This window comes from Flavobacterium sp. (assembly GCF_046153165.1).
In the GTDB taxonomy this organism is placed as follows: Bacteria; Bacteroidota; Bacteroidia; order Flavobacteriales; family Flavobacteriaceae; genus Flavobacterium.
Map to the genome: position 1 here is coordinate 1 of NZ_JBJXEN010000012.1, position 19,128 is coordinate 19,128.

The following is a 19,128-nucleotide window of genomic DNA, read 5'->3' on the forward strand; positions in this document are numbered from 1 at the left end:
AAAACAAATTCAGATTTGAAATCGACTTTCCAAATAACTCGTGAAATGAGCGAGAAAATTTTTGTAATTCCACCACATAGAACGCGTTATTTATCTGAAATTGCCGAAAACAATCGTAAATATGATGAAACTGCACTTTCACAAGTAGATGTAGCTCAAAAACTATACGGAATTTTCAAAACTATCGAAAGTGTTACTTCAATGATTCCTGTATTAACTAAAGCAGGAATTGACGAATCTATTTTACATTCAAAAGATGAAAACAGAAATGAGTTTTTAAATCTTTTGGTTAAAGAATTCGACAGAGTAAAAATGAATCTCGATCCATACAACTGGGAAATAATTCTCACTTGGAATGAGAAAGTAAATAAATACAAAAATCCTTTTTATACTTTCAAAGTACGTGATAAGGAGATAAAAATTGCTACACATACTGAAAGTTTATCTCATTCTCAAATTCCAAAAATTTCTTTACCAAAGTACCAAGCTTGGGGTGATATTTTAAAATGGAATTTGCAAGAAAATGTGCCAGGAGAATTTCCTTTTGCTTCTGGATTATATCCGTTCAAACGTGAAGGAGAAGATCCAAGCCGAATGTTTGCAGGAGAAGGTGGACCAGAGAGAACCAACAAGCGTTTTCATTATGTTTCTGCGGGATTGCCAGCAAAAAGGCTTTCTACGGCTTTTGATAGTGTGACTTTATATGGAAACGATCCACATGTTCGTCCTGATATTTACGGAAAAATTGGAAATGCAGGGGTTTCTATTTGTTGTTTAGATGATGCTAAAAAACTGTATTCAGGTTTCGATTTGGTACATGCTATGACATCAGTTTCTATGACGATAAATGGGCCAGCGCCTATGTTGTTAGGTTTCTTTATGAATGCGGCTATCGACCAACAATGTGAACATTACATTAAAGAAAACAATCTTGAAGTAGAAGTTCAAGAAAAAATAAACGAAATCTACAAGAAAAAAGGAATTACAAGACCAAGTTATCAAGGAGAAATTCCTGCTGGAAACAATGGTTTAGGTTTAATGTTGTTAGGTGTTACTGGAGATCAAGTTTTGCCTTTAGATGTTTATAATGATATTAAAGTAAGAACTTTATCTCAAGTTCGCGGAACCGTTCAAGCGGATATTCTTAAAGAAGACCAAGCGCAGAATACATGTATTTTCTCAACTGAATTTGCTTTGAGGTTAATGGGTGACGTGCAAGAATATTTTATTAAAGAAAATGTAAGAAACTTTTATTCGGTTTCTATTTCAGGTTATCATATTGCTGAAGCGGGTTCTAATCCAATCACGCAATTGGCATTCACACTTTCTAATGGTTTCACTTATGTGGAATATTATTTGAGTCGTGGAATGAATATCAATGATTTTGGACCCAACTTATCATTCTTTTTCTCAAACGGAATCGATCCAGAATATGCAGTTATAGGACGTGTGGCTCGTAAAATTTGGGCGAAAGCCATGAAAAATAAATACGGAGCTAACGAAAGAGCTCAAATGTTGAAATACCACATTCAAACCTCAGGTCGTTCGTTGCACGCACAAGAGATTGATTTTAATGATATTCGTACCACTTTACAAGCGTTGTATGCGATTTACGATAACTGTAACTCGCTGCATACCAATGCTTATGATGAAGCAATTACTACGCCAACAGAAGAATCAGTTCGTAGAGCAATGGCGATTCAATTGATTATTAATAAAGAATTAGGTTTGGCAAAAAACGAAAATCCAATTCAAGGTTCATTTATTATTGAAGAGTTAACTGATTTAGTAGAATCGGCTGTTTTAGCTGAATTTGACCGAATTACAGAGCGTGGCGGAGTTCTTGGAGCTATGGAAACCATGTACCAACGTTCGAAAATTCAAGAAGAAAGTTTGTATTACGAAACCTTGAAACACACGGGAGAATTTCCAATTATTGGTGTCAATACTTTCTTGAGTTCTAAAGGTTCTCCAACAGTAATACCTGCCGAAGTAATTCGTGCTACAGAAGAAGAAAAACAATATCAAATCGATATGTTGACTAATTTGCACAAAGGAAGTGCTGATAAAGTAGAACAACATTTAAATACTTTACAAGAAGCAGCTATCAAAAACGAGAATTTATTTGCACACTTAATGGAAGCTACAAAAGTGTGTTCATTAGGACAAATTACAAGCGCTTTGTTTGAAGTGGGTGGACAATATAGAAGGAATATGTAATTAATATGTTAAGACAATACACATCAAAAACCTTTCAGAAATGAAAGGTTTTTTCTTTTTATTTCAAAAAAAATAAACTTTGGCACAGTTAATGAATAGCATTAAATAACATTAATCATAAAAACCAAAATATCATGAAGAGAATTATTTTATTGCTAGCTTTTATCAGTATGATAGCGCTACAAAGTTGTACAGTAAATGACAATCAACCAGCCCCTGTGCAAACAGATAATGACACGATTAGTGAAGTTCTTGAATATACAGTTTCTTTCAATTCAGGAAATAGTTACAAAAGATTAATAACTTTCAATCAACCTATTTACGCTTCGGATATGGTGTTAGTGTATCATCTATATGATGTTGTAAACGGAGCCGATGTTTGGAGACAAATGCCACAAACCTATTATTTAGGAGGGACAGATGAACTTGATTATAACTTCGATTTTACAAAATATGATGTAAATATTTTTCTTGGTGCTAATTTTAATTTAAATACATTATCAGCAGCATGGACACAAAATCAAACCTTTAGAATAGTAATTGTGCCAGGTTATTTTGGTAATAAAAAGGTGATTGATTATTCAAATTACAATGCGGTTGTAAAAGCATACAATCTTGATGATTCGAAAATAATAAAAAATAGAAGTTAGTTTAGTTTATAAGTTTGTTTAAAAAGAGATTGTGCCATACAATCTCTTTTTTTATTAGACTTATTTTCTGAAATAGTACATTTGTAAAAAATGATTTATGAATTTTCGATTGTTATTGTTTTATCTTTTAATTTCTATTGAAGGGATATCACAAACTTTGGGTTGTACTGACATTTTAGCAAAAAATTATAATGCTAAATCAACCGTTAATGACGGAAGTTGTGTTTATAAAAAAGAGACAATAAGTCTTACTCATTCTTTTACATTAAATTCAAAATTAAAAGAAACTTCTGGACTCATTCAATGGAATAATAGACTCTGGACGCACAATGATGATACAGATACAAATTTGTATGCACTAGATACTATAAAGGGTGAAATTCTAGAAACGTATAATTTGCCAAAGGTGACTAATACCGATTGGGAAGAAATTTCACAAGATGAAAATTACTTATACATAGGCGATTTCGGAAATAATGCATCGGGGAATCGAACGGATTTACATATTTTACGAATTGAAAAAAAGACATTATTGTCAAATAATCCGGTAATAGATAAAATTGAATTTCAATATTCAAATCAGACTAATTTTACCAGACAATTTGCTAATAAAACTGATTTTGACTGTGAAGCTTTTGTGGTTACTAAGGATAGTATTTATCTTTTTACCAAAGAATGGAAAAGCAAGCAAACCAGCATTTATTCATTACCAAAATTACCTGGAAAATATATTGCGCAACAAAAGGAAGTGTATAATATAGAAGGTTTAGTAACAGGAGCAACTTATTTAGAAGCAAAAAAAAGACTAGCGCTTTGTGGCTATACTAGAGAAGGAAAGCCGTTTGTTGATTTGTTTTATGATTTTAAAGAATATAATTTTTTTACAGGCAATAAAAGAAAAATAAAGCTAAAAACGCGTTTTTTGCAAATAGAAGGAATTGCTACAAATGACGGATTGCATTATTATATCACAAATGAAGAGTTGAAGTTTGTATTGGCCAATAATCCGCAGCAAATGCATCTTTTGGATTTAAGTAAATATTTGAAACCTTAATAAAACTAAATAATTTTCTCTAACTTCAAATAGCCAATATGTAATGAATCTTCTTTTATTTCGTCTTCAGATTGGGTGATTTTTAAAGCAAATTTTTCTTTCAAATCCAATTCTAAAATTTCTTTTACATTGTAAATATCGTCAACATCGATACCAAATTTGTCATCTATATGAGAAGTTGCTCCTTTGAAGCCACAATGTTTATAAAAAGAAGTCTCTTTCGATTTTTTCGCTGCTTCTCCTAAAGTATTCGCAACAGTTAGAATTTTATAATGAAATTCTTCAAATTCATTTTCTTTATATCCGCCAAGATTAATGAAAAAAAGTTGTGAATCTTGTTCTGTAACTTCAGCTTTAGAAACAACTTCAATTTTATAATTATCAACAAAAGTTACTTCTCTCCAAACGTCAATATGAATTTGTCCTTTGGCTTCTGGCCAAAAAGCTTTCATTTTAGGGATTAGTTCTTTGAGAGAATTACCAATTCCAAAAAAAATATCGTGTTGTTCAGTAAACCGACCTTTAGGACGACAACCCAACATAATCATAAAAAGTTTTAGATTGTTTTCCATCAAGAATTAATCGTTTAGTTCAGTTTCGTCACCCATTTTTAATGAAACTAAAATTCCAACTAGTAATGAAATTGCAATAAAACCTAACGATGCCCATTCTGGAATTTCAATATAATCATGTAAAAGCATTTTTAGACCTACAAAACTTAAAATAGCGATTAAACTATACTCCAAATAGCTAAATTTTTCTAACATATTAGACAAGAAGAAATACATAGAGCGCAAACCAAGAATAGCAAATATATTAGAACTAAAAACTAAAAAAGCATCAGAAGTTATTGCTAAGATAGCAGGTACACTATCTACTGCAAACAAAACATCCATTACTTCAATGACTACTAAAGCAACAAAAAGAGGTGTGGCGAAATTTTTATTATTAATTTTAATAAAAAAATGTTCTTTATGACTTTCGTGAGTAATGGGAATTAATTTTCCAATTGTCTTGTAAACGAATGAGTGTTTAGGATCAAAATCCTCCTCGTCCTTGGAGAATAACATTTTTATAGCGGTAAAAATTAAGAAAACACCAAATAGATAAGTCGTCCAGCTAAATTTGTTAATAAGGATTACTCCAAATGTAATCATTAACCCTCTAAAAATTATTGCGCCAAGAATTCCCCAAAATAAAACCCTGTGTTGGTATTTCTGAGGTATTTTAAACGAAGCAAAAATAATAGCAATTACAAATATATTATCAACACTTAATGATAATTCGATTAAATATCCTGTTATAAATTTTAAAGCAGCTCCTGTTTGACTTAAGTTATTTGGGTTTGAAATATAATCAGTTCCGTATAACCAATAAATAACTCCTGAAAAAGCAAAAGATAAAGAAACCCAAATAATAGTCCATTTACTGGCTTCTTTCGTGCTTATTATATGTGGAGTTTTATTAAAAACGCCTAAATCAAGTGCTAAAATGATAAAAACCAATACTAAAAACAGGATCCAAACAATCATAAGAGTTATTTTTTACAAAGATAAACATTCATATTTTATATAGTGAATTTGTAATTTTAATATTTAACCCTAAAAAAATAGGGGTAAATATTTTTATTTACATATATTTATTATATTTGTATCAAAATTAATGGGGTATAACTTTTAAAAATCAATTTTTATGTCAACAATTCGTTTTCAAGCATTAAAAGAAGCATCGGGTAGAAAACCTGTAAAATTTGAAGAAGCCGATAGAAAATCTAATATTTTCGGGGCAAATGTGTTTAATGACAAAGCAATGAAGCAGTTTCTTACTTCAGATGCTCATAAAGGAGTGAAAGACGCCGTGCAGCACGGAACAAAAATTGACAGAAAATTAGCCGATTATATCGCCATGGGTATGAAAGAATGGGCCTTGTCTAAAGGGGTAACCCATTATACTCACTGGTTTCAACCACTTACAGGAACCACTGCAGAAAAACATGATGCTTTTTTTGAAACTTCTTATGATGGAAGCGATGCAGTAGAGAAATTTGGTGGAGCACAACTAGTGCAACAAGAGCCAGATGCTTCAAGTTTCCCGAACGGAGGAATTAGAAATACATTCGAAGCCCGTGGTTATACTGCTTGGGATCCAACATCGCCAGCATTTATCTTTGGTACAACTTTATGTATTCCAACGGTATTTATATCATACACAGGAGAAGCTTTAGATTATAAAACGCCATTATTACGTGCTTTGCATTCGATAGATCAAGCGGCGACTGATGTTTGTAAATATTTTGATAAAAATGTAAAAAAAGTAACTGCAACTTTAGGTTGGGAACAGGAATATTTCTTGATAGATACTGCTTTAGCAAATTCTCGTCCTGATATTTTAATGACAGGAAGAACTTTGTTAGGACATACATCTGCCAAAGGACAGCAATTAGACGATCATTATTTTGGATCAATACCAACAAGAGCCTTAAATTACATGCGTGAACTGGAACAAGAATGTATGTATCTTGGAATTCCAGTAAAAACGCGTCATAACGAAGTAGCACCAAATCAGTTTGAGTTAGCTCCTATTTTTGAAGAAACAAATCTTGCTGTAGACCACAATTCATTATTAATGGATGTGATGCAAAAAGTAGGAGAACGTCATGATTTTAAAGTATTATTTCATGAAAAACCTTTCAAAGGAGTAAACGGTTCTGGAAAACACAACAACTGGTCATTAGCTACTGATACTGGGATTAATTTATTAAGTCCAAGTAAAACACCAATGAGTAATCTTCAGTTTTTATCATTTTTTATTAATACTATAAAAGCGGTAAACGATTACGAAGAATTACTTCGTGCAGCCATTGCCACTGCAACTAACGACCACAGATTGGGCGCAAATGAAGCGCCACCAGCAATTATATCAGTATTTATTGGAGAACAATTAACAAAAGTCTTGGCCGAATTAGAAGGTGTAACTACTGGAAAATTATCTCCAGAAGAGAAAACAGATTTAAAACTAAACGTAGTTGGTAAAATTCCAGATGTATTATTAGACAATACCGATAGAAACAGAACGTCGCCGTTTGCTTTTACAGGAAACAAATTTGAGTTCAGAGCCGTTGGTTCTTCTGCAAATTGCGCTAATGCCATGACAACTTTAAATACTATAGTTGCTAAACAACTTAAAGATTTTAAAAAAGAAGTCGATACTTTGATTGAAAGCAAAGACATGAAAAAAGATGATGCTATTTTTAATGTTTTAAGAGAATACATCAAAAAATCTAAGAAAATTCTTTTTGAAGGAGATGGTTATAGTGATGCTTGGGAACAAGAGGCTAAAAAACGTGGTTTGAGTAATTTTAAAACCACACCATTAGCATTGAAAGCTAAAGTTTCTAAACAAGCACTAGATTTATTTTCTGAAATGAATGTCATGAATCATGTTGAGGTAGAAGCACGTTATGAAATCGAATTAGAAGAATATACAAAGAAAATTCAAATTGAAGGTCGTGTTTTAGGTGATATCGCTAGAAATCATGTGATTCCAACTGCGATTAAATACCAAAATACATTAATAGAAAACGTAAAAGGATTGAAAGATATTTTTGGAGATGATTTCAAGAAAATTGGTAAAGAACAAATCGTTTTGATCAAAGAAATCTCCGAGCATATTGAAGGCATTAATACCAAAGTGGAAGCAATGACAGACGCTCGTAAAAAAGCAAATGTTATTACCGATGCTCAAAAAATGGCAGAATCTTATTGTGATGCTGTAAAACCATATTTTGATGATATTCGCGAACATTGTGACAAACTAGAATTGCTGGTGGATAACGAAAGTTGGACATTAACTAAATATAGAGAGTTGTTGTTTACGAAATAAATTTAAAATACTTTATATTTGAAGCCGTTTGAGTAATCAAATGGCTTTTTTTATTGGTATTGTTTTAATTAATCAACAATATTTTTCAATAAATTTGGTTAATTAATTAAATGAAGAAATTTTTTATATACATATTATTTTTGGTTAATATTTATCTAGCAAATGCGCAAGAGCAATTCTCTGTATATTTTGATAGTAATAAATACGAATTGTCGGTATCAGAAAACAAAGAACTTCAAACTTGGATAAGTCAAAACCCAACAAGTAAAATATTAGCTATAAATGGTTACACAGATGAAGATGGAACCAATCAACACAATGATTCACTCGCTTTAAAAAGAGTCGAAAAAGTATATCAAAACATAAAGAGCAAAGTAAAAATTAGAGAGGATTTTAAAACACGAAGCTTTGGTGAGAACTTTCAACAATCAAAAAATAAAGCTGAAAACAGAAAAGTAACGATTTACTATTTATTGCAAAAAGACATTATTCATGAGGATGAAATTTTAGGTTTAAAATCTAAAAAAATAGCAAAAACTAAGAAACCAATTGTTTTTCCTGACAAGGTTGTAATTGATAATTTTAATGGAACAAAATCAGAATACAAACTCGATGTCAAGTTTATGGAAGAGCTTTGTTATGCGGAACCAGGAACAAAATTAAAGTTGAATAATCTGAATTTTATTCTAAATACTTTTGCGGTAACTAACGATTCTAGAGGGAAATTATACGAGCTATTGCTTGTTATGCAGCAGCGACCAGAAATGGTAATTAGTATTCATGGTCATTTATGTTGCGTTTCTGTCGACAGAAAAGACTTGTCAACACAAAGAGCCAAAGCAGTTAAGCAATTTTTAGAACTTAACGGCATAGAAAAAACCAGAATGAGTTTCAAAGGTTTTGGAAGTTCAATGCCATTGTTTGTTTTACCTGAAAAAACCGAAGAAGAGCGAGCTGCGAATCGCCGAGTAGAAATTGAAGTTATCGAAAATTAAAGAATGAAAAATTTTTTTCTTCTTCTTTTTTTCTTCGTAAAAAGTGTTTCTGCTCAAGAAAAGTTAGAAGTTTATTTCGATTTTAATAAATCAGAAATAAATACCAAAGCAAAAATCAAACTAGATTCTTTGATTGCTTCAAAAAACAAAAGCGAAATTTTAAAAATTTATGGTTACGCCGATTCGGTTGACACAAATAAATATAATGATTCACTTTCATCAAAACGAGCAAAAAGCATCTTTAATTATTTTAAAGAAGCAAAGGTTGCAATTAGTAATCAATTTGAAATAAAAGGATTTGGAGAAAATTATAGTCAATCTAAAAATTTAGATAAAAACAGGAAAGCAATTATTTTTTTTAAATCTATTTTAGTTCAAAAACCCAAACCAAACCCTAATAATTCAGAAACCGGAAATTTCGATTCACTAGAAAATCAAGAAATATTAAACCAGTTTTTAGCTTCGGAAAAATCAATTTCCGAAAAGTTTAAAAATGCCAAAAAAGGCGATATTATCATTATTAATAATATTTTATTTCAAATAAATTCCGAAAAATTAGCCGATGGTTCGTCGCAAATTATATTAGATCTTTTAGAATATTTAAAAAACAACCCGAAACTAAAAATAGAAATTCATGGAAATATTTGTTGCAATCGTAACACAAATGATGTAAAATTGTCCTACAGAAGAGCTAAGTTTGTATTCGATTATTTAATCAAAAACGGAATAGCCACAGCAAGATTAGGTTATCATGGTTACGGAAGCGCTCGACCAATTTATAAAATTCCAGAAAAAAGCTACCAAGAAGAATTAGCCAATCGCCGGGTAGAAATTGAAGTTATTGAAAATTAATTATATGAAGACAAATTATTTTTTACTTTTTTTATTGTTGTCAATAGCAACCTATTCACAAGAAAAATTTGATGTTTTTTTCGATTTTAATGTCGAAGTTCCAAATGAAAGTTCCATTAAAAAATTTCAAAATTGGATTTCAGAAAATCCGAAATCTGAAATAACTAAAATATATGGTTATTGTGACAGTGTAGATGATAAATCTTATAACAAAGAATTATCTGCCAAAAGAATAAATGAAGTAATTAAAATACTTAAAAAGAATAAGTTCCAGTTAAGTGAAAGTATAGAATTAATGCCGTTTGGTAAAGATTTTAAAATGTCTGATGATCAAAATGAAAATAGAAAAGTAACCATTTTTTATGATCTCCCTAAACAACAAAAAATTAGTGTATTAACAAATGAAGAAATACCAACGGATAGTAATATAAATTCTAAAATTGCGAAAGAAGCTAAATCTTTAGAAGTTAAATTTAAAAACGCAAAAAAAGGAGATATAATTACTGTTGATAATATTTATTTTCACCTCGACTCAGACAAAGTAATAGAAAAATCGAAACCAATTTTATTAGAACTTTATAATGTTTTGAAACAAAATCCGAATTTAAAAATTAAGATTAACGGGCACATTTGTTGTAATACTGATAATAAAGATTTAAAACTATCTAGTAAAAGAGCGCAGTCTATTTATACTTATTTAATAGAAAAAGAAATTTTATTTTTCCGAGTATCTCATGAAGGATTCGGAAGTTCTAAACCTATTTATAGAATTCCAGAAAAAAATGATTCAGAAAAATTAGCCAATCGCCGAGTAGAAATCTTAATTGTAGAAAAGTAAAAATCTGCAATCTAAAATCTGCAATCTAAAATCTAAAATATTATCTTTGCCAGACAACAACACAACACAAAAATGAGTTCTGATACTTCAAAAAGATATGCACTTCGAGGCGTTTCGGCAGGCAAAGAGGATGTGCACAACGCCATCAAAAATATAGACAAAGGATTATTTCCCAAAGCATTCTGCAAAATTGTTCCAGATTACTTAACAAACGACGAAGAGTATTGTCTCATCATGCATGCAGATGGTGCAGGAACAAAATCGTCCTTAGCCTATATGTACTGGAAAGAAACTGGTGATATGTCTGTTTGGAAAGGCATTGCACAAGATGCTCTCATCATGAATATCGATGATTTATTATGCGTTGGTGCGACCGATAATATTATGTTATCATCAACCATTGGACGTAATAAAAACCTCATAACCGGCGAAGTCATTTCTGCCATTATCAATGGAAGTGAAGAACTTATTGCCGAACTAAAAACTTTCGGAGTAACTATACATTCTACAGGAGGCGAAACTGCCGATGTAGGCGATATTGTGAGAACACTTATTGTCGACTCGACCGTAACTGCTCGTATGAAACGTAAAGATGTAGTAAATAATGCAAATATTCAACCAGGAGATGTAATTGTTGGATTAGCCTCTTTTGGTCAAGCAAATTATGAAAAATCATACAATGGCGGAATGGGAAGCAACGGTCTTACGTCAGCCCGTCACGATGTTTTCGATAAGTATTTAGCAAACAAATATCCAGAAAGTTTCGATGCACAAGTACCCAACGAACTCGTATATTCAGGAAGTGTAAAACTAACTGATAAGGTTGAAAATTCCCCGATAGATGCTGGTAAATTAGTACTTTCTCCAACAAGAACTTATGCGCCAATCATCAAAAAAATATTAGAAAACTACACACCAAACGAAATACATGGTATGGTGCATTGTAGCGGAGGAGCGCAAACAAAAATCTTACATTTTATAGATAATTTGCACGTTATAAAAGATAATTTATTTCCAGTTCCACCACTTTTCAAACTTATACAAGAACAGTCAAAAACGGATTGGAAAGAAATGTATCAAGTTTTTAATTGTGGTCACCGAATGGAAATTTATGTTCCAGAAAGCATAGCAAATAATATTATCGAAATCTCTAAATCATTTGGTGTCGATGCACAAATTGTAGGTAGAGTTGAGGCAAGCGAAAATAAAAAACTAACCATACAATCAGAATACGGAACTTTCGAATATTAGATTTTTTAGAAGCTATTCCCGCTTTTCGCTTCAATCTTTTCTTTTTTTAAAGAAAAAAAAGAAAAGGATTTTCATTGCAATCGGGGCTAAAATATTTGTAATTTTCAGTAATAATATAATAAATCCGTTCTAACCAGTATAAATCCGCGTTATCCGTGGGCAAAGAAATAATTATGTACGAACTAGTATTTTGGAATTATAAAGAAGGAATTTACTTAAACCATCATTTGGTTTACGAAGCCATTTCAGATGAAGAAATAGTTGAAGGACTCGAAGATTTACCCATCGAAGTAATCCTAAACCGAATCGCAAATGTTTTCTCAAAATGGGAAAAAGTAGATGAGAAAAGCTGGAAAAATAACGACGGAGTAGGCGCATTTCACATAAGAACTACACCACAAAGCATAAAAATAGATTGCTACGGAACAGAAGGAAAAACTATGGACAAATTGGTAGATATTCTCGAAGAATATAAATGCCCGTTATATGATCCGCAAGTTCCAGAAAGACATGATGAATTCAATGAGTAATAGAATTGTTATGAACTTCGATTTTGCTGCAAACTACACTTTAGAAAATGATTTAGTTCGATTAGAACCTTTACAAGAATCTCATTTCACCAATTTATTTACAGAATCATTACAAAATCCAGAAATATGGAAATATTCATCTTTACTTGCAATTGGAGAAGAAAATTTTAGAAATTACATTCAATTTGCATTAAAAAATAGAGAGAAACTAACAGAATATCCTTTTGCAGTTTTCGACAAACGAACAAATGAATACGCAGGAAGTACACGTTTTTATGATATTCAGCTTAGTAATAAAACCTTACAATTGGGTTATACTTGGTACGGAAAACAATTTCAAGGAACAGGCCTAAACAAGCAATGCAAATATTTATTACTTGAATTTGCTTTCGAAAAAATGAATATGGAGCGTGTAGAATTCCGTGCTGACAATGCAAACGAACGTAGCAAGGCCGCCATGAAAAGCATAGGTTGTAAAGTAGATGGTGTTTTGAGAAGTAATATGACAAAACTAGACGGAGGAAGACGAGATAGCATTGTTTTGAGTATTCTTCGTGACGAATGGTTTGATGAAGTTAAAGAAAATTTAAAAAATAAATTATGAAAATAAATCCGAAAACAGGAATCGACCAACTTATTTTTGGTATGAAGCAAAAGGACGTTGTAACTATTTATGGTAATCCTGATAAACAATACAAAGACGACGAAAACAATGTTATTTTTTTATACAATAATAAAAAATTACGACTAACATTTTATGAAGATGAGAATTTAAAATTGGGTTATATGATAAGCTCCAATCCTGATTTAGAATTGTTTTCGGAAAAAATCATTGGAAAGTCAATTAAAGAAGTTGAGCAAAATGTTAAAAATAAAGGTATTAAATCTCTTGAAATTGAAAATTTTGATACAGTAGATAATTATTTTAATGAAAGTAATTGGATGATTTTTCAGGTCGAATACAATGAGGTAATTAGGTTTGAATTGGGAGCTACTATAAATGATAAAGATGAATTCGATTGGAAGTTTAAAGGGTAATCAAAAAATAAATAGCTAATTAAAAAAGGGAACAAAATAGTGTTATTTTGTTCCCTTTTTTAGTTGAATATACGTGGCTTATTATTTTTTAACAGGAATAGCTTGCAAAATTTCTACTTCAAAAATAATATTTGAATTTGGCGGAATTACATTCCCTGCACCTTGTGCTCCATATCCTAATTTTGATGGTATAAATAAAGTTGCTTTATCTCCAAATGATAGCATATTTAAACCTTCAAGAAAACCAGGAATTAATCCACCTTTGTTTCCTGCTTGAAAAGGAAATGGTGCATATCCGTTTTGAGCAGCTCTATTGGCATCAAATTTTCCGTAAGTTTTATTTACTTCTTCATAACTACTGTCAAAAAGACTTCCGTCTTCAAGATAACCTGCATAGTGAACATATATTGTTGTTCCATCTACTGGTTTTGTTCCTGTTCCTTTTACAATTACATATTCTAAACCTGATTCTGTTTTTGTAGCTGTAGTTTTAGTTTTTGCTAAAGAAGCTACTTTTGCTGCCATAACAGAACCATATTGTGTTGTGTAAACTTTTTTAGCTTCTATAGCAGCTTCAAGTTCTTTTTTCTTTTTTTCGGCATCTAAAAGTGCTTGTTTTTTATCATCGTCACCTTTAGTCGCATAATAATCGGCAAAAACTTTTGAAGCATTAAATTTTTTAGCCTCAGCTCCAATTCTAGAAATAGTAACTTTATTTATAACATCATCTTGGGCTATTTTATTTACTACATCTTGACCAGAAGTTACATATCCAAAAATTGTATGTTTTCCGTTTAGCCATTGTGTGTCTTTATGTGTGATAAAAAACTGACTTCCATTTGTCGCAGGTCCAGAATTTGCCATAGCAAGAATTCCTCCTTTTTCAAATTTTGCATCAGTAAATTCATCTTTAAATTTGTATCCTGGATCCCCAGAACCATTTCCAAGAGGATCTCCACCTTGTATCATAAAATCTTTGATTACTCTATGGAATTTTAATCCGTTATAAAAAGGTTTGCCTTTTAGATCAGCTTTTACAGCAGTATTTGTACCTTCTGCTAATGATACAAAATTAGCAACAGTTATTGGTGTTTTTGTATATTCTAATTGTACAACAATTTTTCCTTTTGAAGTATCAAATTCAGCAAATATACCATCAGCTGTAGTTTTAGCTGTTGTAGTTTGTGTCGCTACTGTTTTAGATTTAGCAACTTTTTTTGTACCTTTTTGAGCATAGCCATTTGCTATAACTAAAAGGAATACTAATAATAGATTTAATTTATTTTTCATTTTGTTTTAAGATATTAATATTATTTACTTGGCATTTTTTCTAACATTTCTAACTCGAAAATCAAATTAGCGTTTGGTGGAATTACACCGTTTGCTCCTTGAGCTCCGTAACCTAAATTCGACGGAATAAACACAACCGCTTTATCTCCAAACGACATTTTTTCTAGACCTTCTATAAACCCTGGAATCATACCATCTTTTTTTCCTGCTTCAAATGGGAATGGTTGATATCCGTTTTGTGCAGCTCTGTTTGGATCAAATTTTCCGAATTCGCGATTTACATTTTCATAACTACTGTCAAAAAGATTTCCATCTTCAAAATAACCTGCATAATGAAAAAAGAAAGTTGTTCCTACCGATGGTTTTTTACCTGTTCCTTTACTAACAATAGTATACATTAATCCTGATTCTGTTTTTGTAGCTTTTGCTTTAACAGTTGCAAAATAAGCTACTTTATCAGTTATTATTTTTGCATATTTAGCATCATTTGCTTTTTTAGCAACTAGTTGATTATCAAAATAGTCTTTAAAAATTTTTGGTGCATCAAATTTTTTCGCAGCTTCTCCTTTTCTAATAATTTCGATTTTAATGATTTCGTCATCTTGAACTATTTTATTTACAACGTCTTGACCTTCTACAACATGACCAAAAACTGTATGACGACCATTCAGGTAATTTGTTTCCTTATGGGTAATAAAAAATTGACTTCCATTTGTTCCTGGGCCAGCATTTGCCATAGCAAGAATTCCTGCTTTGTCCATTTTTAAATCTTCACGAAACTCATCGTTAAATTTGTAACCTGGGCCACCAGAACCATTTCCGTCTGGATCACCACCTTGTATCATAAAATCGGCAATTACTCTATGAAATTTTAATCCGTTATAAAAAGGTTTCTTGCTAAATTTTTCTTCTACAAAGGTATTTGTTCCTTCGGCAAGTGACACAAAATTTGCAACTGTTACTGGTGTTTTTTCAAATTCTAATTGCACTAAGATCTTGCCTTTGCTGGTTTCTATTTCGGCATAAAGTCCATCTGTTAACTTATCGTGTTGTGAGTTACATGAAAATAATACTAATGCTGTGAGGCTTAATAATAATTTTGTCATTCTATTCATTGTTAAAAAATATAGTTGGTTAATTTTAATTTTCGGTTGTATTTGAAATTGGTTTAATGTCATTTAAGGTAACTGTACAAATTAGTGGTTCGTTTGTTCCTATTTTTTTGTTGTCTCCATGATATCCAAAAGCCATGTGTGATGGGAATAAAAATGTTACTTTTTCCCCTTTTTGCATCAACTTGATTCCATCACGTAATCCAATCATGATGGCTTGTTTGTCAACTACATATTGTTGAGGTTTTAGATCTAATTGGCTATAAATTATGTTACCATTTATATCTTTAATCTCATAATCATAAAATGCAACATTCCCTTTTGTAGGTTTTGCAGTTTCAGTCGTGTTTTTATTGTTATAATAATACCAATATCCTTTTGTAGAAGCGATGTAATCTACGGCAGTATCCTTTTTAATTATTTTTTCGATAATGTTTTCTTCGATTTCATTTAATTTTTTATTTCTCTCTACCGATTGTTTCATAAATTCGCCAGAAGCTTGCGAAACAGGTCTTCTAGGTTCTTGTTTTGCCGTGCAACAAGTAACTAAATTCATACCAAGAAGAAGACATCCTATGATTTGTAATAATTTCATATGTATATAATATTTGTTTTTTATTGGAATATGGTATATTTATGAGTAAATCTTTACTTGTGTTCGTGATTTAGGGGTCATAAATATTTCATATCAATTTTATTTTTTAATTTCTTTTACAATTCTTTCAAAATCGGTAATTGTTTCCTGTAATGATTTATCTGATTTTCCTCCAGCAGCATTTATATGCCCTCCTCCACCAAAATAATTTCTAGAAAACTGATTTACATCGAAACTACCTTGAGAACGAAATGAGATTTTAATAATTCCTTCTGCTGAATTTTCGATAAAGATAGCAGTAAAATCAATTCCATCGATAGAAAGTCCATAATTTACAATTCCTTCAGTATCACCTTTCTGAAAATTGTAAGTGTCTAATTCATGTTGTGATAATGTGATATAAGACGTTTTATAATCGGTCATTAGCTTCATGTTTTGAAGTGCACGCCCCAACAATTGCAAACGGCTATAAGAACTTTTGTCAAATAATTGATTGTGTATAGCGCTGTTTTCGATGCCTTTATCAATCAAATCAGCAACTATACGGTGCGTTGTGCTTGTTGTTTTTGGGAAACGAAAAGAGCCTGAATCGGTTACAATTCCTGTATAAATACACGTAGCAACAGTCTTATTGATTAAGTTTTCCTGCTTTAATTGATGTATAAAATCATATATCATCTCACAAGTAGAACCGTATTTTGTGTCTGAAAAAGTATATTTTGCAAATGAATCTGGAAACTCGTGATGATCTATCATCACAAAAGTTTTATCTAGCGTCTCTAATGTAGCCTGCATCATTTCTCCAGTTCTGTGTAGGGCATTAAAATCTAGCGTAAAAATTAAGTCGGATTGATTTAAAATTTTGACGCAATTTTCTTTATTTTTTTCAAAAACCAGTACTTTTTCTGAGGCTGGTAACCAAGCTAAAAAATCAGGAAATTCATTTGGTGACATGACTACAACCTCATGGTTTTGTTGTTCTAAAAAATGATATAATCCTAGAGTAGAGCCCATAGCATCTCCATCAGGATTTCTGTGAGGAATAATTGTTATTTTTTTTGGTGAAGCTAATAAGGTCTTTATTGCTTCAATTTCAGTATTTGTCATCATATTGCGAAAATACAGATTTTCATTTAATATGCATACTAAAAATTTTCATAATTTATTTTTAAATATTAAATAATTAAACTTTCTAATTTTGCAAAAATGTCTATTTTTGCGCATGCAACACAACGTACTAATTTTAGATTTCGGGTCACAATACACACAATTGATTGCCCGTCGCGTTCGCGAATTAAATATATTCTGCGAAATTTTCCCTTACGATAAAATCCCTGCCGATTTATCTATTTATAAAGCTGTAATTCTTGGAGGAAGTCCATTTTCTGTTCGTTCAGAAGATGCTTTGCATCCAGATTTATCTGAAATTCGTGGCAAACTACCTTTATTAGCGGTTTGTTACGGAGCACAATACTTAGCTCATTTTTCTGGTGGTGAAGTAGCTGCCTCGAACACGCGTGAATATGGTCGTGCTAATTTGACATTCATCAAAGAAAATGAAACTTTCTTCGAAAACGTAAATCTAAACTCACAAGTTTGGATGTCACACAGTGATTCGATAAAATTATTGCCTACAAATGCTGTAAAAATAGCAAGTACAAATGATGTCGAAAACGCTGCTTACAAAATAGAAGGAGAAACAACTTATGCTATACAATACCATCCAGAAGTATTTCATTCGACCGATGGAAAGCAAATGTTAGAAAATTTCTTGGTAAAAATTGCCGAAGTTCCTCAAAATTTTACACCCAACGCTTTCGTTAGCGACATGGTAGCAGAATTGAAAGAAAAACTACAAGATGACAAAGTGGTTTTGGGTCTTTCTGGTGGTGTCGATTCGACAGTAGCAGCCGTTTTATTGCACCAAGCGATTGGTAAAAACTTATATTGTATTTTCGTAAATAACGGATTACTGCGTAAGAATGAATTCCAAAATGTATTAGATCAATACAAAGGAATGGGGTTAAATGTAAAAGGTGTAGATGCTGGTGATAGATTTCTTTCTGAATTAGCAGGAGTTTCTGATCCAGAAACCAAGCGTAAAATTATAGGACGTGTTTTTATCGAAGTTTTTGATGATGAATCGCACCTGATTGAAGATGTAAAATGGTTAGCACAAGGGACAATTTATCCAGATGTTATCGAATCTGTTTCGGTAAAAGGTCCGTCGGCAACTATCAAATCGCATCATAATGTAGGTGGTTTGCCAGATTATATGAAACTACAAATTGTAGAACCTTTGCGTATGCTTTTTAAAGATGAAGTGCGTAGAGTAGGAGCTACTTTAGGAATTGATGCCGAATTATTAGGAAGACATCCTTTTCCTGGACCTGGATTGTCTATTCGTATTTTAGGAGATATTACACCTGAAAAAGTTCAAATTTTACAAGATGTTGATGCCGTTTTTATTAACGGATTAAAAGAGCACGGATTGTATGACAAAGTTTGGCAAGCAGGAGCTATTTTGCTTCCTGTAAATAGTGTTGGAGTTATGGGTGATGAACGAACTTACGAAAAAGTAGTCGCCTTAAGAGCAGTAGAGTCTACTGATGGAATGACTGCCGACTGGGTACATCTTCCTTATGAGTTTTTGATGAAAATCTCTAACGATATTATTAATAAAGTAAAAGGTGTAAATAGAGTGGTGTATGACATTAGCTCTAAACCACCAGCAACTATCGAATGGGAATAGTTTTTTAGATGAAAACCTGTTTTTTATCGATGAATGAATTCGATAATCAAAAATGTTAAAATAAATTAT

General features: G+C 31.6%; 18 protein-coding genes. 12 read left to right on the forward strand and 6 right to left on the reverse strand.

Going from position 1 to position 19,128, the window contains the following annotated elements:
- From ACKVOV_RS01935 to ACKVOV_RS01945, 3 genes are all read left to right on the forward strand, one after another.
- Positions 1-2,220 (forward strand): methylmalonyl-CoA mutase family protein (locus tag ACKVOV_RS01935; RefSeq protein WP_409205095.1); only part of this gene is annotated, 2,220 nt, incomplete at its 5' end.
- Positions 2,221-2,354: 134 nt separating this feature from the next.
- The gene (locus tag ACKVOV_RS01940; RefSeq protein WP_409205096.1) at positions 2,355-2,870 is read left to right on the forward strand and encodes a hypothetical protein; all 516 of its coding nucleotides are present in this window, start codon (positions 2,355-2,357) and stop codon (positions 2,868-2,870) included.
- Between the two features lie 97 nt (positions 2,871-2,967).
- Positions 2,968-3,924 (forward strand): T9SS C-terminal target domain-containing protein, encoded by a 957-nt coding sequence (locus ACKVOV_RS01945; RefSeq protein ID WP_409205097.1) that lies wholly within the window; start codon positions 2,968-2,970, stop codon positions 3,922-3,924.
- Positions 3,925-3,929: 5 nt separating this feature from the next.
- On the opposite strand, the gene ACKVOV_RS01950 is transcribed toward ACKVOV_RS01945, so the two are convergent.
- Both ACKVOV_RS01950 and ACKVOV_RS01955 read right to left on the reverse strand, forming a co-directional pair.
- Positions 3,930-4,496 carry a DUF1543 domain-containing protein gene (locus ACKVOV_RS01950; RefSeq protein WP_409205098.1) on the reverse strand — a complete coding sequence of 189 codons (567 nt, stop codon included), beginning with the start codon at positions 4,494-4,496 and terminating at the stop codon, positions 3,930-3,932.
- A 6-nt stretch (positions 4,497-4,502) separates the two neighbouring features.
- Positions 4,503-5,456 (reverse strand): TerC family protein, encoded by a 954-nt coding sequence (locus tag ACKVOV_RS01955; protein WP_409205099.1) that lies wholly within the window; start codon positions 5,454-5,456, stop codon positions 4,503-4,505.
- A 160-nt stretch (positions 5,457-5,616) separates the two neighbouring features.
- Between ACKVOV_RS01955 and ACKVOV_RS01960 the strand changes: the two genes are divergently transcribed.
- The 8 genes from ACKVOV_RS01960 (at position 5,617) to ACKVOV_RS01995 (ending at position 13,310) form a co-directional block, all read left to right on the forward strand.
- On the forward strand, positions 5,617-7,806 hold the full coding sequence (locus ACKVOV_RS01960; RefSeq protein ID WP_409205100.1) for a glutamine synthetase III: 2,190 nt from the start codon (positions 5,617-5,619) through the stop codon (positions 7,804-7,806).
- Between the two features lie 110 nt (positions 7,807-7,916).
- Positions 7,917-8,801: an OmpA family protein gene (locus ACKVOV_RS01965; RefSeq protein WP_409205101.1), complete on the forward strand. Its 885-nt coding sequence runs from the start codon at positions 7,917-7,919 to the stop codon at positions 8,799-8,801.
- 3 nt (positions 8,802-8,804) lie between these two features.
- Positions 8,805-9,653 (forward strand): OmpA family protein, encoded by an 849-nt coding sequence (locus ACKVOV_RS01970; protein ID WP_409205102.1) that lies wholly within the window; start codon positions 8,805-8,807, stop codon positions 9,651-9,653.
- A gap of 4 nt (positions 9,654-9,657) precedes the next feature.
- The gene (locus tag ACKVOV_RS01975; protein ID WP_409205103.1) at positions 9,658-10,491 is read left to right on the forward strand and encodes an OmpA family protein; all 834 of its coding nucleotides are present in this window, start codon (positions 9,658-9,660) and stop codon (positions 10,489-10,491) included.
- A 72-nt stretch (positions 10,492-10,563) separates the two neighbouring features.
- Positions 10,564-11,742 (forward strand): AIR synthase related protein, encoded by a 1,179-nt coding sequence (locus tag ACKVOV_RS01980; protein WP_409205104.1) that lies wholly within the window; start codon positions 10,564-10,566, stop codon positions 11,740-11,742.
- A 173-nt stretch (positions 11,743-11,915) separates the two neighbouring features.
- Positions 11,916-12,272 carry a hypothetical protein gene (locus tag ACKVOV_RS01985; protein ID WP_409205105.1) on the forward strand — a complete coding sequence of 119 codons (357 nt, stop codon included), beginning with the start codon at positions 11,916-11,918 and terminating at the stop codon, positions 12,270-12,272.
- Positions 12,265-12,876: a GNAT family N-acetyltransferase gene (locus ACKVOV_RS01990; RefSeq protein ID WP_409205124.1), complete on the forward strand. Its 612-nt coding sequence runs from the start codon at positions 12,265-12,267 to the stop codon at positions 12,874-12,876. Before ACKVOV_RS01985 ends, ACKVOV_RS01990 begins: the two co-directional genes overlap by 8 nt.
- Positions 12,873-13,310 (forward strand): hypothetical protein, encoded by a 438-nt coding sequence (locus ACKVOV_RS01995; protein WP_409205106.1) that lies wholly within the window; start codon positions 12,873-12,875, stop codon positions 13,308-13,310. Before ACKVOV_RS01990 ends, ACKVOV_RS01995 begins: the two co-directional genes overlap by 4 nt.
- A gap of 81 nt (positions 13,311-13,391) precedes the next feature.
- Here the strand turns inward: ACKVOV_RS01995 and ACKVOV_RS02000 are convergent, their stop codons facing one another.
- The 4 genes from ACKVOV_RS02000 to ACKVOV_RS02015 form a co-directional block, all read right to left on the reverse strand.
- A complete protein-coding gene (locus tag ACKVOV_RS02000; protein WP_409205107.1) occupies positions 13,392-14,600 on the reverse strand; it encodes a peptidylprolyl isomerase in 1,209 nt (402 codons plus the stop codon).
- 20 nt (positions 14,601-14,620) lie between these two features.
- A complete protein-coding gene (locus ACKVOV_RS02005) occupies positions 14,621-15,715 on the reverse strand; it encodes a peptidylprolyl isomerase (RefSeq protein WP_409205108.1) in 1,095 nt (364 codons plus the stop codon).
- A 25-nt stretch (positions 15,716-15,740) separates the two neighbouring features.
- Positions 15,741-16,307 carry a gliding motility-associated peptidyl-prolyl isomerase GldI gene (gene gldI, locus ACKVOV_RS02010; protein WP_409205109.1) on the reverse strand — a complete coding sequence of 189 codons (567 nt, stop codon included), beginning with the start codon at positions 16,305-16,307 and terminating at the stop codon, positions 15,741-15,743.
- Between the two features lie 99 nt (positions 16,308-16,406).
- Positions 16,407-17,417, reverse strand: coding sequence for a DHH family phosphoesterase (locus ACKVOV_RS02015; protein WP_409205110.1), 1,011 nt, complete (start codon positions 17,415-17,417; stop codon positions 16,407-16,409).
- Positions 17,418-17,529: 112 nt separating this feature from the next.
- On the opposite strand from ACKVOV_RS02015, the gene guaA reads away from it, so the two are divergent.
- Positions 17,530-19,059: a glutamine-hydrolyzing GMP synthase gene (gene guaA, locus ACKVOV_RS02020; RefSeq protein ID WP_409205111.1), complete on the forward strand. Its 1,530-nt coding sequence runs from the start codon at positions 17,530-17,532 to the stop codon at positions 19,057-19,059.
- The last annotated feature ends 69 nt before the right edge of the window (positions 19,060-19,128 follow it).